Raw genomic sequence first — 15,688 nt, 5'->3', positions numbered from 1 at the left:
GATGGCCCGGGCAAGCCCGGGCCATGAAAGGAAAAAAATCCTTGACGCCGGAGACGTCAGTCGGCGAAGACCATCTCCGGCACGTGGTCCGGCACGATCAGCTTGCCGGCGGTCTTTTCCTTGATCTCCTCGACCGAGACGCCCGGCGCGCGCTCCTTGAGCACGAAGGCGCCGTTCTCGATCTCGAGGTAGGCCAGGTCCGTCAGCACGCGATTGATGCAGCCGGCGCCGGTCAGCGGCAGGTTGCAGGATTCCAGCAGCTTGGACTCACCGTGCTTGGAGGCGTGGGTCATGGTGCAGATGATGTTCTCGGCGCCGGCCACCAGATCCATGGCGCCGCCCATGCCCTTGATCAGCTTGCCGGGGATCATCCAGGAAGCGATGTTGCCGTTCTGGTCGACCTCGAAGGCGCCGAGCACGGTCAGGTCGACGTGGCCGCCGCGGATCATGGCGAAGGATTCCGCGGAGGAGAAGATCGCCGCGCCGGAACGGGCGGTGACGGTCTGCTTGCCGGCGTTGATCATGTCCGGATCCACTTCTTCCTCGGTGGGGAAGCGCCCCATGCCCAGCAGGCCGTTCTCCGACTGCAGCATGACGTCGATGTCGTCCGGCACGTAGTTGGCCACCAGGGTGGGAATGCCGATGCCCAGGTTGACGTAGAAACCGTCCTCGAGTTCGCGCGCCACGCGCATAGCCATCTGTTCGCGAGTCAGTGCCATCGTGATTGCCTCTTGTATGTCATGATTGACGACCGTCGGGAAAAGGCGAAGCGAGGGTTGTTGCCATGGATGGCAAAAGTAGCGCCCAAGAATGGGTTCACAGCGCCTCGCGCAGGCTTTCCCGGACAGGCTCGCCTCATCGTTGATCGTGTAATGACGCGCTTAGCCCTGGTGCACGGTGCGCTTCTCGATGCGCTTCTCGAAGGTGCCCTGGATGATGCGATCGACGTAGATGCCCGGGGTATGGATCTGGTCCGGCGGCAGCTCGCCGGGCTCGACGATCTCCTCGACCTCGACCACGGTGATCTTGCCCGCGGTGGCGGCCAGCGGATTGAAGTTCTGGGCGGTATCGCGGTAGATGACGTTGCCGTAGCGGTCGGCCTTCCAGCCCTTGACGATGGCGAAGTCGCCGACGACGGATTCCTCGAGGATGTAGTGGCGGCCGTTGAACTCGCGGACCTCCTTGCCCTCGCCGATCGGCGTGCCGTAGCCGGTGGCGGTGTAGAAGGCCGGAATGCCGGCACCGCCGGCGCGCATCTTCTCGGCCAGGGTCCCCTGCGGCGTCAGCACCACCTCGATGTCGCCATCGAGCATCTGCCGCTCGAACAGCGCGTTCTCGCCCACGTAGGAGGCATAGATGGTGCCGATCTGGCGATCCTCGAGCAGCAGGCCCAGGCCGAAGCCGTCCACGCCGCAGTTGTTGGAATAGACGGTCAGGTCCTTGACGCCACGGCGCTTGATCTCGCCGATCAGATTTTCGGGGATACCGCACAGCCCGAAGCCGCCGGCGATCACGGTCATGCCGCTCTCGATGCCGGCCATTGCCTCCTCATAGGAACCCACTCGCTTGTCGAATCCGGCCATATCTGCCTCGCCTGGTTGGAAAGTGGTTGTTGTTGCGGAGCCATATTCAAGACTCCTTGTTGCAGCCCCCCAGCAGTGTCGACGGGGAATATATATTTGTTAAGTTTGATTTTTTTATGGATTATTTTAGTTACCAAATAGACTAGCGTAGCGCCCATGACCGTCAAGCAACTCCGCGCCTTTCTCGCCGTGGCCCAGACGCTCAGCTTCACCCAGGCCTGCGAGCGGCTGCACCTATCCCAGCCGGCCCTCAGCCTGACCATCAAGAGTCTGGAGGAATCCCTCGGCGGCCGCCTGCTGACCCGCAGCACCCGCAGCGTGCGGCTGACGCCCGAGGGCGAGTCGCTGGTGCCGCTGGCCAAGCGCCTGCTGGCCGACTGGGACAACACCGAGGAGCTGCTGCGCCAGCGCTTCACCCTGCGCCTGGGCCGGGTGGCCGTGGCGGCCATGCCCTCCTTCGCTGGCAACCAGCTGCCCACCGTGCTCAGGGCCTTCCGCGCCCGCTATCCGCAGATCAATGTCACCGTGCACGACGTGATCAACGAGCAGGTCATCGAGATGGTACGCCAGGGCCGCGTAGAGCTGGGCATCGCCTTCGCCCCCGAGGCCACCGATACCCTGCACTTCACGCCGCTGTTCGAGGACCGCTTCGTGGCCGTGGTGCCGGCCGATTCGCCGCTGACCGAGCGCCAGCGGGTGGACTGGCCGACCCTGCTCTCCGAGGACTTCATCACCCTGCAGCGTCCCTCCATGGTCCGGCTGATGCTCGAGGAGCAGCTGCGCGCAGAGGCCATCGAGCTGCCGGTGGCCTTCGAGAGCTATCAGCTCTCCACCGTGGGCCGCATGGTGGCCGCCGGGCTAGGCGTCAGCGCGGTGCCGTCGCTGTGCATCGAGCAGATGCATGAGCTGGGCGCGCGCTGCCTGACCCTGGAGGCGCCGACCATCCAGCGCGCCGTGGGCGTGCTGTCCGCCAACGCCGAAGCGCTCTCGGTGGCCGCGCAGGCGCTGAGAGAGGTCATCCAGGAGACCATCACCGCCCCCGTCCTCGGCGCCGACTAATCTCAAGACAGGGGAATGCGACAGCCGTCGTCGATCAGGAGGGATGTCCCATGGCCGAACCGCTCTGGCAACCGTCTCCCGAGGCGATCGAGACGACTCGCCTGGCCGCCCTGATGCGCCGGCTCGAACGCCGGCACGGCATCGAGCTGCCCGACTACGCCGCCCTGCACGCCTGGAGCCTCGCCCATCCCGACGCCTTCTGGACCCAGCTGTGGGACGACGCCGATATCATCGCCGAGCGGCGCGGCGAGCGCGTGCTGGAACGGCCCGACGCCATGCCCGGCGCCCACTGGTTCCCGGACGCCCGGCTGAACGTTGCCGAGAACCTGCTGCGCCGCCGTGACGCGCATCCGGCGCTGATCGCCCGGGACGAGCGCGGCCGGCGCCGCGAGCTGAGCCATGCCCAGCTGTATCGGAGCGTGGCCGCCCTGGCCGCGGCGCTACAAGAGCTCGGCGTGGGCCCCGGCGACCGCGTCGCCGGCATCGTGCCCAACGGCGAGCATGCGGTGATCGCCATGCTCGCCGCCACCAGCCTCGGCGCCATCTGGTCATCCTGCTCGCCGGACTTCGGCGTCCAGGGCGTGCTCGACCGCTTCGGCCAGATCGGTCCTCGCGTGCTGATCGCCGCCGACGGCTACACCTGGCACGGCAAGGCGATCGACATCCGCCCACGGCTGGCCGAGATCGCCGGCGCCATCGACGGCCTGGCGCGCGTGGTGGTCTACCCCTTCCTGGACGACGCGCCCGAGCTCGGCGACATTCCCGGGGCCGTGGCCTGGGACGACGTCCTGGATCACGACGCCACCGAGATCGCCTTCGCCGCGCTGCCCTTCGATCACCCCCTCTACCTGCTCTACTCGTCCGGCACCACCGGCACGCCCAAGGCCATCCTGCACTCGGCCGGCGGCACCCTGCTGCAGCATCTCAAGGAGCACCGGCTGCACACCGACATCGGCCCCGGCGACGTGCTGTTCTACTACACCACCTGCGGCTGGATGATGTGGAACTGGCTGGTCTCGGGGCTCGCCTCGGGCGCCACCCTGGTGCTGTTCGACGGCGCCCCCTTCGCGCCCTCACCCGACGCGCTGTGGGCCATGGCCGAGCGCGAGGGCGTCACGGTGTTCGGCACCAGCGCCCGCTACCTGGCCGCCTGCGAGAAGCAGGGCCTGCGCCCCGGCCGCGACCACGACCTCTCGGCGCTGCGGGCGGTGCTGTCCACCGGCTCGGCGCTGTCGCACGCCTCCTTCGACTACGTCTACCGCGACATCAAGGCCGACCTGATGCTGGCCTCGATCTCCGGCGGCACCGATATCGTCTCCTGCTTCGCCCTCGGCTGCCCGATCCGCCCGGTCCATCGCGGCCAGATCCAGTGTCGCGGGCTGGCCATGGCGGTGGACGTGTTCGACGACGACGGCCGGCCGCTGCGCGGCGACAAGGGCGAACTGGTGTGCACGCGGCCGTTTCCCTCCATGCCGCTGGGGTTCTGGAACGATCCCGGCGGCGAGCGCTATCACGACGCCTACTTTTCCACCTTCCCCGGCGTCTGGGCCCACGGCGACTACGCCGAGATCACCCCGGAGGACGGCCTGATCATCCACGGCCGCTCCGATGCGGTGCTCAATCCGGGCGGGGTACGCATCGGCACCGCCGAGATCTACCGCCAGGTGGAGAAGGTCGAGGAGGTGCTGGAGTCGCTGTGCATCGGCCAGGAATGGCGCGATGACATCCGCGTGGTGCTGTTCGTGCGCCTGCGCCCGGGGCTGAGCCTCGACGACGCCCTGCGCGAGCGCATTCGAGAGACCATCCGCGCCAACGCCACGCCGCGCCACGTGCCGACGAAGATCCTCCAGGTGGAGGACCTGCCGCGCACCCTGTCAGGCAAGCTGGTGGAGCTCGCCGTGCGCCACGTGGTCCACGGCCGGCCGGTCAGGAACCGGGACGCACTGGCCAATCCCGAGGCGCTCTCGCTGTTCGAGGATCTTCCCGAGCTGAGAAAGTGATGCCTGACCATGCACGGGCCGATCCGTCGAGGGGTCCACGAGCGGGGCCGCCTCCTCGCCTTCCGGCACCGACGCCACCGAGTTGACGCGCAGCGCTGGGCACCCCCGCCACGATCCATTAGCATTGGCGCCTACATCTTTCTTCAAGGAGACCAACGGCATGTCGACCCTCAGGGGCATCGTCAGCCTGCTGCTGCTGACCCTCAATACCCTGTTCTGGGCGGTGCCGCTGATCGCGCTCACCCTGCTCAAGCTGATCACCCCGGGCCGCCCGCTGCGGCGCCGGGTGCTGCACTGGCTGAACGGCGTGGCCCTGGGCTGGGTCGACGTCAACCTGTGGTGGATCCGCCACTGGATCCGCCCCGATCTGCGCCTCGACCTGCCGGACGGCCTGAGCCGCGATGAATGGTGGCTGGTGCTGGCCAACCATCGCAGCTGGACCGATATCTTCGCGCTGTTCCTGGCCCTGCATCGCCGGCTGCCGATGCCGCACTTCTTCGTCAAGCGCCAGCTGATCTGGATTCCGGTGGTCGGGCTGGCCTTCTGGGCGCTGGAGTTCCCGATGCTGCGCCGGCTGACCCGGGAGCAGCGCGAGCGCCATCCGCACCTGGCCCGCCGCGACCGGGAGGCCACCGAGCGCATGTGCGCCCACGCCCGCGAGCGGCCGATCGCCATCTACAACTTCGTCGAGGGCACCCGCTTCACCCCGGCCAAGCACGCCGCCCGCCACAGCCCCTATCGCCACCTGCTGCCGCCGCGCGCCGGCGGCATCGCCCAGGTGCTGAACCTGCTCGGGGATCGGCTGAGCGGCATTCTCGACGTGACCCTGCGCTACTCGCGCCCCGAGCCCCGCTTCTGGGATTTCCTCTGCGGCCGCGAGGGGGCGATCCACCTGAGCGCCCGTCGCCTGACGGTGCCCGAGTGGATGACCCAGGGCGACTATCACCAGGACCCCGCCTACAAGGAACGCTTCCACACATGGCTCAACGCCCAGTGGCAGGCCAAGGACGCCGCCCTCGATACGCCCTGACCCTTCTCTCGCTGCTGCTGGTCGTCCTGCTGGCCGGCTGCGCCGGCCCCTCGGGGGTGATGCGCGGCGGCTCGCCGGCCGGCCACTGGGTGACCATCCAGCGAGGCGACACCCTGGGCGAGATCGCCCGGCGAGCCGACGTGCCGCTGGTGCGGCTGCGGCGCTTCAATCCCGGCGTGAATCCGCGCGGGCTGGCCGTGGGGCAGCGCATCCTGGTCCCCAGCCAGCGGGAGCGGGCGCCGTCCGGCGGCCCCTATCGCTACCAGATCCGATCCGGCGACACCTACAGCGCCATCGCCCGGCGCTTCGGCACCTCGCCGGTCAGCATCGCCGCGGCCAACACCGGCGTCAGCCCCACCGACCTCAAGGTCGGTCAGCTGGTGTCGGTGCCGCTGCACGGCTCCCGGGCGGCCTCGAGCCGCGGCAGCACGTCCAGCGCCCCGTCACGCGCGTCGTCACCAAGCCCGGCGCCCGATCCCGGTCCGGTGCCGAGCGACGCCCGCGACTGGCCCTGGCCGCTGGACAACTACCGGGTCGCCCGCGCCTTCGGCCAGGACAGCCGCGGCACCCTGCAACCCATGCTGCTGGCCACCGACCAGGGCGCCCGCGCCAAGGCCGTGGCCGACGGCGAGGTGCGCTTCGCCGACAGCATGCGCCAGCTCGGCCGGGTAGTGATCGTGCACCATGAGGACAACCTGCAGAGCGTCTATGCGCTGTGCGACACCCTGCTGGTGGACAGCGGTACCCGGGTCACCCAGGGCACACCGCTGTGCACCGTGAGCCGGCACGCCGCCACCGCACGCCATGACCTGCTGTTCGACATGCGCCACGGTGGCAAGCCCATCGATCCGCGCAGCGTGCTGCGCTGAGCCGAACCGCTCCGATATTGTCATCGCGGCGTCATGACGATGTCGCGATGCTGTCACCCCGCCCGGCCATCCTGAATCGGCAACGGGGCCACTCCGGCCACCGACGTCACGAGGATGGACATGCGCATCTGCCTGGTCAGCGAAACCTGGACGCCGGACATCAACGGCGTGGCCCACACCCTGGCCCAGCTCAGCGGCCAGCTGCGGGAACGCGGCTTCTCGTTGCAGCTGGTACGACCGCGCCCCGCCGACGGCGAGCATCGCGCCGAGGGCATGGACAGCGAACTCCAGGTGCGCGGCGCCTCCGTGCCGGGCTATCGCGAGGTGCGGCTCGGCTTTCCCGCCGGGGGCCGCATTCGTCGCCTGTGGCAGGCCGAGCGCCCCGACGTCGTCTACGTGGCCACCGAGGGCCCGCTCGGCTGGTCGGCGCTGGCCGCCGCCGAGAAGCTGAGCATCCCCGTGGTCAGTGGCTGGCACACCAACTTCGATCATTATTGTCGGGACTACGGCGTCGACTGGCTACGACCGCTGGTCACCCAGCGCCTGCGCCGGTTCCACAACCGCTGCGGCGCCACCCTGGTGCCGACCCATGCCCAGGCCCGCGACCTCGGCCAGCGCGGTTTCGAACGGGTCAAGGTGATGGCGCGCGGCATCGACGGCGAGCGTTTCTCGCCGGCCCATCGCGACCCGGTCCTGCGCGAGCAGTGGGGGGCCGACGAGCATCACCCGGTAGCGCTCTACGTGGGCCGCCTGGCGCCGGAGAAGAACCTCGACCTGCTGCGTGACACCTTCGCCGCCATGCTCGACGCCCATCCCGGCCTCACGCTGGTGGTGGTCGGCGACGGCCCAGGCCGCGCCAACCTCGAGCGCGCCCTGCCCCAGGCCCACTTCGCCGGCTTCGTCTCGCCGGACGACCTGATCCGCTACTACGCCAGCGCCGACCTGTTCGTGTTCCCGTCGATCTCCGAGACCTGGGGCAACGTGCTGCTCGAGGCCATGGCCAGCGGCCTGGCGACCGTCGCCTTCCGCCACGCCGCCGGCGCGGAACTGATCGAGGACGACGTCAACGGCGTACATCTGGCAGTCGGCGACGAGGCCGGCTTCCGCGACGCCGCGGTGGCGCTGTGTCAGCAGCCGGCCCGCTACGGCCGGATTGGCCGCGCCGCCCGCCAGCGCGCCCTCGGCTATCGCTGGCCCGCCATCACCGATGACTTTCTCGCCGCCCTGACCCACGCCCGGGAGATGTCCGATGAAACCTCGCGCCCCTGCCGTGTTTGACCGCCTGGATACACTCGAATGGCACCTCTGCCAGCGCCTGGCCGGGTTCAGCATTCACCGTCCCTGGCTGTGGTCGCTGCGCCTGGCCAGCAAGGCCGGCGACTGGCCGATCTGGGTGGCGCTGATCGCCGCCCAGCCCTGGCTGCACGGTGGCGAAGCGGGCTGGCGACTGACCCTCCACTATACCCTGACCGCCTTGGTGGCGATCGCCTTCTACCGGCTGGTGAAGACGCGACTGTGTCGCGAGCGTCCCTTCATCACCTTCACCACCATCGCTTGCCAGGAACCGGCCCGGGATCGCTACAGCTTCCCCAGCGGCCACACCATGCACGCGGTACTGTTCTGCACCCTGGCCGCCGCCCACACGCCCTGGCTGCTGCCGGCGCTGATTCCCGTCGCCGCCCTGATCGCGGTCTCGCGGGTCGGCCTCGGCCTGCACTACATCAGCGATGTGATCGCAGGCGCCGCCATCGGCTACGCCATGGCGCTGGCGAGCCTGGGGCTGGCGTCCTGACACTGGTGTCCACGCCCCGGGGCTGGCACCCTGCGGGCATGGACCTGTTTTCACCCTCTGCCGACGACGGCGAGCGGCTGCTCGACCATCCGCCGTTGCATCGCTTCGCGCCTCTGCTCGGTGCTGATAGCGCCGACCGGGCCCTGGCCCGTCTCGACGGCGAGCTGGACTGGCAGCGACCGACGCTGCGTCTCTACGGCCGCGACCACCCGATTCCCCGCCGCCAGGTGTGGATGGGCGACGCCGACTACCGCTACTCGGGCCGGCGCTTCGCGCCGACGCCCTGGCATCCCGCCGCGCTGGCGATTCGTGATGCCGCCGTGACGCGACTGGCGCGCGCCGGCATCGAGGCCCGCTTCAACAGCGTGCTGCTCAACCGTTACGCCGACGGCGACGAGCGCATGGGCTGGCACAGCGACGACGAGCCGGAACTCGGCGAGGCGCCGCTGATCGCCGCCGTCAGCCTGGGTGCCGACCGCCCGCTGCGCTTTCGCTGGAAGGATCGCAGTGCTCCGGCCTTCAACGTCAGCCAGCCCCACGACGGCCTGCTGCTGATGGGCTCGGGCGTTCAGGCCGACCTCGAGCACGCCCTGCTGCCGCGGCGCGGCCATGGGCTACGCATCAGCCTGACGTTTCGCTGGGTACAGCACGACTGACGCCCGCTCTCCCCGGCGGCTCACCCGACCCACCCCCCCCCTTCGCACGACGCACATAAAAAACGGCCACCCCTTTCGGGATGGCCGCCTCCGACTCGATGCACCTGCGACATTCGATGTCGCCGATGCGCTCTGTCATGAAGACCGAGATAACGGTATAACATCAGCCACGATGGTAGCCCGGCGCAACGAAAGGCATCTTGCTGACCACCATCGGTAGGCGCTTGCCGCGCACCTCGGCGAAGACCGTGGCGCCGACTTCGGCCCGCTCGATGGTCACATAGCCCATCGCCACCGGCTTGCCGACGGCGGGGCCGAAGCCACCGGACGTCACCACGCCGATGACATGGCCCTCGTCGTCGAACAGCTCGGCGCCCTCGCGCACCGGGGCGCGCCCCTCGCCGAGCAGGCCCACGCGCTTGCGACGATGATCCTTCTCGGCCACCTGATGCAGGATCAGATCGGCGCCGGGGAAACCGCCGGGCCGCTCGCCGCCACGGCGACGCGGCTTGCCGATGGCCCAGATCAGCCCGCCTTCCACCGGCGTGGTGGCGGTGTCGATATCGTGACCGTAGAGGCACAGCCCGGCCTCGAGACGCAGCGAATCGCGCGCCCCAAGACCGATCGGCTCGACCTCCTGCTCGGTCAGCAGGCGACGCGCCAGGGTCTCGGTGTCCTGGGCGGCCACCGAGATCTCGAAGCCGTCCTCGCCGGTATAGCCACTGCGGCTGACCCAGACCTCGATGCCGTCGATGGAGAAGCGGCCGTGCTGCATGAACACCATCGTGCAGGCCTCGGGGCACAGCCGTGACATGACGTCGGCGGCCTTCGGTCCCTGCAGCGCCAGCAGGCCGCGATCGAGCACCTCGACCTCGTGACCGGACAGGCCACGACGCAGGTGGGCGATATCCTGCTCCTTGCAGGCCGCATTGACGACCAGATAGAGGTGATCCCCCCCGTTGACGATCATCAGGTCATCGAGGATGCCGCCTTCCTCGGAGGTGAACAGGCCGTAGCGCTGCTGCCCCTCGGCCAGGCCGACCAAGTCGGCGGGCACCAGGGTCTCCAGCGCCTCGGCCGGCTCGGGGCCGCGCACCAGCACCTGGCCCATGTGCGAGACATCGAACAGGCCGCAGGCCTGGCGGGTATGCTCGTGCTCCTTCTTGACCCCCAGCGCGTACTGCACCGGCATGCTGTAGCCGGCGAAGGGCACCATCCTGGCGCCCAGTTCGAGATGGAGATCGTGAAGCGGCGTCTGGCGTTGTTCGTTCATCGCGGTCGTATCACTCCCATGAAAACGGGGGCGCGGGGCGGTATCCGACCCGCGCCGGGTGTTGTTTACTTGTTGAGGTCTTCGCCCGGCAGCACGTCCTTGCCGTCGAAGTAGTCGCGGGTCAGCTTGAACACCACCGGCGACAGCAGCGCCAGGGCGATCAGGTTCGGGATCGCCATCATGGCGTTGAACACGCTGGCCAGCAGCCACACGAAGCCAAGCGGCAGCACCGAGCCGACGAAGATCGCCAGGATGTAGATCACGCGGTAGTACTTGATGGCGCCCACGCCGAACAGGTACTCGAAGCACTTCTCACCGTAGAAGGCCCAGCCGAGGATGGTGGTGAAGGCGAACACCGACAGCGCGAAGGACACCACGTACTGGCCGATCCCCGGCAGCGCCTCGTTGAACGACAGCGTGGTCAGGGCCGCGCCGGTCTCGCCGGAGGTCCAGGCGGTGGTGAGGATCGCCAGCGCGGTGATCGAGCACACCACGATGGTGTCGATGAAGGTGCCGAGCATCGCGATCAGGCCCTGGCGGACCGGGTTCTTGGTCTGCGCGGCGGCATGGGCGATCGGCGCGCTGCCGAGGCCGGCCTCGTTGGAGAACACGCCGCGGGCGACGCCGAACTGGATCGCCTTGGCCACGGCCGCACCGGCGAAGCCGCCCGCCGCTGAGATCGGCGTGAAGGCGTGGCCGAAGATCAGGCCCAGTGCATGGCCGATCTGGTCGGCGTTGATGATCAGCACCAGCAGGCCGCAGAGGATGTAGGCCACGGCCATGATCGGCACCAGCTTGCCCGCCACCTTGGCGATGCGCTTGATGCCACCGAGGATGACCGCGCCGGCCAGCAGCATGATCACCAGGCCGGTGATCCAGTGCGGCAGGCCGAGGGATTCGCCCAGGCCGTCGGCCACCGAGTTGGACTGCACGGTGTTGCCGATGCCGAAGGCGGCCACGGCACCGAACAGCGCGAAGGCGCCGCCCATCCAGGCCCACTTCTGGCCCAGGCCGTTGCGGATGTAGTACATCGGACCGCCGACGTGATCGCCGGCCTCGTCGACCTGGCGATAGCGCACGGCCAGCACCGCCTCGGAGAACTTGGTGGCCATGCCCACCAGGGCGGTGATCCACATCCAGAACACCGCGCCCGGGCCGCCAAGGAAGATGGCGGTCGCCACGCCGGCGATGTTACCGGTCCCGATGGTCGCGGACAGTGAGGTCATCAGCGCGTTGAACGGCGAGACCTCGCCTTCGCCCTCATCGCCCTTCTCGGTGCTGCGCCCCTTCCACAGCAGCTTGAAGCCCATGCCCAGCTTGCGAATGGGCATCACCTTCAGGCCGACCTGCAGATAGAGGCCGACCCCGAGCAGCAGCACCAGCATCAGCGGGCCCCATACGACCCCCTCGATGGCCGACAGAAAATTGGTCAAGGTTTCCACGTCTTGTCTCCCTAAAGCTTGTTGTTATGCACCAACGTGCATTTGTCTTGCGGGCGAGTGATACCAACGATGATACGAACTCGCGTACCATAGCGGATCCTTCCGTTGGCGCTCCAGTCTCCTATAGGAAAATACGGCGATTTCCCCGCGTCACAGCATGAAGCATAGCCGAGATCGCATTTGACGCGGCGCGTCCCCATTCCTGTGCCGCCACCTCGGCCGGAGCCGGAGAAATATGTTTCTTATCGGAAACAGGCATCACTCTAGCCGCCCGCCACGAGGGTAGCAAGTCCGACATCACCGCCCCGGTGCCCTCGCCACGCGGCGCCGAACGGGTTCGTCACGGGGCAGGCGAGCAGGAATCTCCTCGGCGGCCTACGCTGGGAGAGGCGTTCACGCATCGCCCCGTGATGTCCCGTTGCGTCCGGGGCTCGCCAAACGCCTCCGGGGGCGTTAGGATGCCCCCACACCAGAAACCTTTTTCGTATAGGAAAACGTCATGAGTGCTATCCCCGCCAACCTGCGCTACGCCGAAAGCCACGAGTGGATCCTCGACAACGGCGACGGCACGGTAACCATCGGCATCACCGACCACGCCCAGCAGTCCCTCGGCGATGTGGTCTTCGTCGAGCTGCCCGAGGTCGGTGCCGCCCTGGCCAAGGGCGACGAGTTCGGCGTGGTCGAGTCGGTCAAGGCCGCCTCCGATCTCTACGCCCCGCTGTCCGGCGAGGTCGTCGCGGTCAACGAGGAACTCGAGGACGCGCCCGAGACCCTGAACGAATCGCCCTACGAGGACGGCTGGATCCTGAAGCTTCGCCTCGAGGAAACCAGCGCTCTCGACGACCTGCTCGATGCCGACGCCTACCAGGCGCTGGCCGACGCCGAGGACTGATCCGACCCCGTCGGTCCCGGCGGCGGGGCATGGCGCCAATCCCCCTGACGCCATGCCCCGCGCCCCTTTCCCCTTTCCCTGCCCGCATCGGGCGCGACCGCAATAGGGTATCCCATGGCTTTCGAACAACGCCGCCTGGCCGAACTGGCCAACCATGACGCCTTCCTCCGCCGCCACAACGGCCCGGAGGCCTCCGACGTGGCCACCATGCTGGACACTCTGGGCATGGACAGCCTGGACAGCCTGCTCGAGCGCACCCTCCCCGCCGGCATCCGCCTGGGGCGCGAGCTGGAGCTGGACCCGCCGCGTAGCGAAGCCGAAGCCCTGGACTACCTTCATCGCCTGGCCCGCCAGAATCGCGTGGCCAGGAGCTACATCGGGCAGGGTTACTACGACACCCATCTGCCGGCGGTCATCCAGCGCAACGTGCTGGAAAACCCGGGTTGGTACACCGCCTATACCCCCTATCAGCCGGAGATCTCCCAGGGTCGCCTGGAAGGCCTGCTGAACTTCCAGCAGATGGTCATGGACCTCACCGGCATGAGCCTGGCCAACGCCTCGCTGCTGGATGAGGCCACCGCCGCCGCCGAGGCCATGGCGCTGTGCCGTCGCGCCAACAAGAAGGCCAAGACCAACGCCTTCTTCGTCGCCGACGACGTCTTCCCGCAGACCCTGGATGTGGTGCGCACCCGCGCCCACTACTTCGACTTCGAGCTGATCGTCGCCCCGGCCGCGGAAGTGGCCGAGCACGACGTCTTCGGCGCCCTGCTGCAGTACCCGGGCGACGGCGGCCGCGTCCACGACCTGGCACCGCTGCTGGAAGCCGCCAAGGCCAAGGGCATCATGACCTGCGTGGCCGCCGACATCCTGTCGCTGGTGCTGCTCAAGGAACCGGGCGCCATGGGCGCCGACATGGTGGTCGGCTCCGCTCAGCGCTTCGGCGTTCCGATGGGCTTCGGCGGCCCGCATGCCGCCTTCTTCGCCACCACCGACAAGCTCAAGCGCTCGATCCCGGGCCGCATCATCGGCGTCTCCCAGGACAGCCGAGGCGAGACCGCACTGCGCATGGCCATGCAGACCCGCGAGCAGCATATCCGCCGCGAGAAGGCCACCTCCAACATCTGCACCGCCCAGGCGCTGCTGGCCAACATCGCCGGCTTCTATGCCGTCTATCACGGCGCCGAGGGCTTGCGCACCATCGCCGGCCGCGTGCATCGCCTGACCACCATCCTCGCCGAGGGCCTGGCCCGCGGCGGCGTGAGCCTGGCCCACGACAGCTGGTTCGACACCCTGCGCCTGACCGGCATCGACCCGCGCAGGATCCACGGCCGTGCCATGGCCCATGACGTCAACCTGCGCTACTTCGACAACGGCGACATCGGCGTCAGCCTCGACGAGACCACCACCGCCCACGATCTCGACCTGCTGTTCGACGTGCTGCTCGACGCCGAGCACGGCCAGTCCGTGGCCGCCCTCGACGCCGAGATCGTCGAGGCCGGCAAGAGCGGCATCCCGGCGGGCAGCGAGCGCGAGTCCGACTTCCTGACCCATCCGACCTTCCGCCGCTACCACAGCGAGACGGAGATGCTGCGCTACCTCAAGCGCCTGGAGAACAAGGACCTGTCGCTGGCCCACGCCATGATCCCGCTGGGCTCGTGCACCATGAAGCTCAACGCCACCAGCGAGATGATCCCCATCACCTGGCCGGAACTGGCGCGCATCCACCCCTTCGCGCCCAAGGACCAGGTGGCCGGCTACCAGCAGATCATCGACGAGCTGGCCGACTTCCTGGTGGAGATCACCGGCTACGACCACATCTCCATGCAGCCGAACTCCGGCGCCCAGGGCGAGTACGCCGGCCTGGTGGCGATCCGTCGCTATCAGCAGGCCGAAGGCCAGGGCCATCGCGACGTCTGCCTGATCCCGAGTTCCGCCCACGGCACCAATCCGGCGTCCGCGGCCATGGCCCACATGAAGGTCGTGGTGGTGGAGTGCGACGACGACGGCAACATCGATCTCGCCGACCTGCGTGACAAGGCCGAGCAGCACGCCGCGTCGCTGTCGGCGATCATGCTCACCTACCCGTCCACCCACGGCGTGTTCGAGGAAGGTGTGCGCGAGGCCTGCGACATCGTCCACGGCCACGGCGGCCAGGTGTACATCGACGGCGCCAACATGAACGCCCAGGTCGGCCTGGCCCGCCCCGGCGACTTCGGCGGCGACGTCAGCCACCTGAACCTGCACAAGACCTTCTGCATCCCCCACGGCGGCGGCGGCCCGGGCATGGGCCCGATCGGCGTCAAGTCGCACCTGGCGCCCTATGTGTCCAACCACGTGGTGCGCCCGCTGGACGGCGTCGAGGCCGGCAGCGGCGCGGTGGCGGCGGCGCCCTTCGGCAGCGCCTCGATCCTTCCGATCTCCTGGGCCTACATCAAGATGATGGGCGCCCGCGGACTGCGCGAGGCCACGGAGCTCGCCATCCTCGGCGCCAACTACATCGCCGCCCGCCTCGGCGAGCACTATCCGGTGCTCTACAAGGGCGCCAACGGCACCGTGGCCCACGAGTGCATCATCGACATCCGCCCGCTCAAGGCCGACTCCGGCATCAGCGAGGAGGACATCGCCAAGCGCCTGATGGACTACGGCTTCCACGCGCCGACCATGTCCTTCCCGGTGCCCGGCACGCTGATGATCGAGCCCACGGAATCCGAGTCGCTGTACGAGCTCGACCGCTTCTGCGACGCCATGATCGCGATCCGCGAGGAAGTGGCCAGGGTCGAGGCCGGCGAATGGCCCGCCGACAACAACCCGCTGGTCAATGCGCCGCACACCATGGCCGACCTGATGGACGCCGGCTGGGAGCGCCCCTACTCCCGCGAGCTGGGCGCCTTCCCCTCCGAGGCGGTCAAGACGGCCAAGTACTGGCCGACCGTCAACCGTGTCGACAATGTACTCGGCGACCGCCAGCTGATCTGCTCCTGTCCTAGCATCGACGCCTATCGCGAGTGATCCCGGGCGGCTGACGGCACCACGCGAAGCGCCCCGCCATTCGGCGGGGCGCTTGTCGTTTGTGGGGATGTCACATCAGGGGA

The 15,688-nt window shown here is 68.4% G+C and carries 13 protein-coding genes; 9 read left to right on the top strand and 4 right to left on the bottom strand.

What is annotated here, in order from left to right:
* Window positions 1-56: 56 nt before the first annotated feature.
* Complete coding sequence (locus ACGTNF_RS03005; RefSeq protein WP_016854851.1) at window positions 57-719, bottom strand: CoA transferase subunit B; 663 nt, start codon at window positions 717-719, stop codon at window positions 57-59.
* A 162-nt stretch (window positions 720-881) separates the two neighbouring features.
* Window positions 882-1,583, bottom strand: coding sequence for a CoA transferase subunit A (locus ACGTNF_RS03000; RefSeq protein WP_394600368.1), 702 nt, complete (start codon window positions 1,581-1,583; stop codon window positions 882-884).
* A 156-nt stretch (window positions 1,584-1,739) separates the two neighbouring features.
* Here ACGTNF_RS03000 and ACGTNF_RS02995 point away from each other — a divergent pair, with 156 nt between their 5' ends.
* The 7 genes from ACGTNF_RS02995 to ACGTNF_RS02965 all read left to right on the top strand — a co-directional run bounded on the left by ACGTNF_RS02995 (window position 1,740) and on the right by ACGTNF_RS02965 (window position 8,989).
* Window positions 1,740-2,642: a LysR family transcriptional regulator gene (locus ACGTNF_RS02995; RefSeq protein WP_394600367.1), complete on the top strand. Its 903-nt coding sequence runs from the start codon at window positions 1,740-1,742 to the stop codon at window positions 2,640-2,642.
* A 50-nt stretch (window positions 2,643-2,692) separates the two neighbouring features.
* On the top strand, window positions 2,693-4,642 hold the full coding sequence (locus ACGTNF_RS02990) for an acetoacetate--CoA ligase (RefSeq protein WP_394600366.1): 1,950 nt from the start codon (window positions 2,693-2,695) through the stop codon (window positions 4,640-4,642).
* A gap of 160 nt (window positions 4,643-4,802) precedes the next feature.
* A complete protein-coding gene (gene yihG / locus ACGTNF_RS02985; RefSeq protein ID WP_394600365.1) occupies window positions 4,803-5,672 on the top strand; it encodes a 1-acylglycerol-3-phosphate O-acyltransferase, YihG family in 870 nt (289 codons plus the stop codon).
* Complete coding sequence (locus ACGTNF_RS02980) at window positions 5,621-6,541, top strand: LysM peptidoglycan-binding domain-containing protein (protein ID WP_394600364.1); 921 nt, start codon at window positions 5,621-5,623, stop codon at window positions 6,539-6,541. Before yihG ends, ACGTNF_RS02980 begins: the two co-directional genes overlap by 52 nt.
* A 120-nt stretch (window positions 6,542-6,661) precedes the next feature.
* Entirely contained in the window at window positions 6,662-7,819 is a 1,158-nt protein-coding gene (locus ACGTNF_RS02975) for a glycosyltransferase family 4 protein (RefSeq protein ID WP_394600363.1), read from the top strand.
* Complete coding sequence (locus ACGTNF_RS02970; protein WP_394600362.1) at window positions 7,791-8,333, top strand: phosphatase PAP2 family protein; 543 nt, start codon at window positions 7,791-7,793, stop codon at window positions 8,331-8,333. The genes ACGTNF_RS02975 and ACGTNF_RS02970 overlap by 29 nt, the downstream gene beginning before the upstream one ends.
* Before the next feature lie 38 nt (window positions 8,334-8,371).
* The gene (locus ACGTNF_RS02965; RefSeq protein WP_394600361.1) at window positions 8,372-8,989 is read left to right on the top strand and encodes an alpha-ketoglutarate-dependent dioxygenase AlkB family protein; all 618 of its coding nucleotides are present in this window, start codon (window positions 8,372-8,374) and stop codon (window positions 8,987-8,989) included.
* A gap of 163 nt (window positions 8,990-9,152) precedes the next feature.
* On the opposite strand, the gene gcvT is transcribed toward ACGTNF_RS02965, so the two are convergent.
* Window positions 9,153-10,262, bottom strand: a complete 1,110-nt coding sequence (gene gcvT, locus ACGTNF_RS02960) for a glycine cleavage system aminomethyltransferase GcvT (protein WP_394600360.1) — start codon at window positions 10,260-10,262, stop codon at window positions 9,153-9,155.
* A 65-nt stretch (window positions 10,263-10,327) separates the two neighbouring features.
* Entirely contained in the window at window positions 10,328-11,704 is a 1,377-nt protein-coding gene (locus ACGTNF_RS02955; protein ID WP_394600359.1) for an alanine/glycine:cation symporter family protein, read from the bottom strand.
* Between the two features lie 499 nt (window positions 11,705-12,203).
* On the opposite strand from ACGTNF_RS02955, the gene gcvH reads away from it, so the two are divergent.
* Complete coding sequence (gcvH, locus tag ACGTNF_RS02950; protein ID WP_016854840.1) at window positions 12,204-12,596, top strand: glycine cleavage system protein GcvH; 393 nt, start codon at window positions 12,204-12,206, stop codon at window positions 12,594-12,596.
* A 114-nt stretch (window positions 12,597-12,710) separates the two neighbouring features.
* On the top strand, window positions 12,711-15,605 hold the full coding sequence (gene gcvP / locus ACGTNF_RS02945; protein WP_394600358.1) for an aminomethyl-transferring glycine dehydrogenase: 2,895 nt from the start codon (window positions 12,711-12,713) through the stop codon (window positions 15,603-15,605).
* Window positions 15,606-15,688 lie beyond the last annotated feature (83 nt).

Origin of the sequence: Halomonas sp. B23F22_10 (assembly GCF_043496975.1) — a bacterium.
Lineage (GTDB): Bacteria > Pseudomonadota > Gammaproteobacteria > Pseudomonadales > Halomonadaceae > Halomonas > Halomonas smyrnensis.
Note: the sequence above shows the minus strand (reverse complement) of the source record. Positions and strands in the feature narration are given on the sequence as shown.

What these genes read in the sequence shown, in the direction of transcription:
- ACGTNF_RS03005 (WP_016854851.1), bottom strand. Translation starts at nt 719, where the DNA reads ATGGCACTGACTCGCGAACAGATGGCTATGCGCGTGGCGCGCGAACTC.
- ACGTNF_RS03000 (WP_394600368.1), bottom strand. Translation starts at nt 1,583, where the DNA reads ATGGCCGGATTCGACAAGCGAGTGGGTTCCTATGAGGAGGCAATGGCC.
- ACGTNF_RS02995 (WP_394600367.1), top strand. Translation starts at nt 1,740, where the DNA reads ATGACCGTCAAGCAACTCCGCGCCTTTCTCGCCGTGGCCCAGACGCTC.
- ACGTNF_RS02990 (WP_394600366.1), top strand. Translation starts at nt 2,693, where the DNA reads ATGGCCGAACCGCTCTGGCAACCGTCTCCCGAGGCGATCGAGACGACT.
- yihG (WP_394600365.1), top strand. Translation starts at nt 4,803, where the DNA reads ATGTCGACCCTCAGGGGCATCGTCAGCCTGCTGCTGCTGACCCTCAAT.
- ACGTNF_RS02980 (WP_394600364.1), top strand. Translation starts at nt 5,621, where the DNA reads ATGGCTCAACGCCCAGTGGCAGGCCAAGGACGCCGCCCTCGATACGCC.
- ACGTNF_RS02975 (WP_394600363.1), top strand. Translation starts at nt 6,662, where the DNA reads ATGCGCATCTGCCTGGTCAGCGAAACCTGGACGCCGGACATCAACGGC.
- ACGTNF_RS02970 (WP_394600362.1), top strand. Translation starts at nt 7,791, where the DNA reads ATGAAACCTCGCGCCCCTGCCGTGTTTGACCGCCTGGATACACTCGAA.
- ACGTNF_RS02965 (WP_394600361.1), top strand. Translation starts at nt 8,372, where the DNA reads ATGGACCTGTTTTCACCCTCTGCCGACGACGGCGAGCGGCTGCTCGAC.
- gcvT (WP_394600360.1), bottom strand. Translation starts at nt 10,262, where the DNA reads ATGAACGAACAACGCCAGACGCCGCTTCACGATCTCCATCTCGAACTG.
- gcvH (WP_016854840.1), top strand. Translation starts at nt 12,204, where the DNA reads ATGAGTGCTATCCCCGCCAACCTGCGCTACGCCGAAAGCCACGAGTGG.
- gcvP (WP_394600358.1), top strand. Translation starts at nt 12,711, where the DNA reads ATGGCTTTCGAACAACGCCGCCTGGCCGAACTGGCCAACCATGACGCC.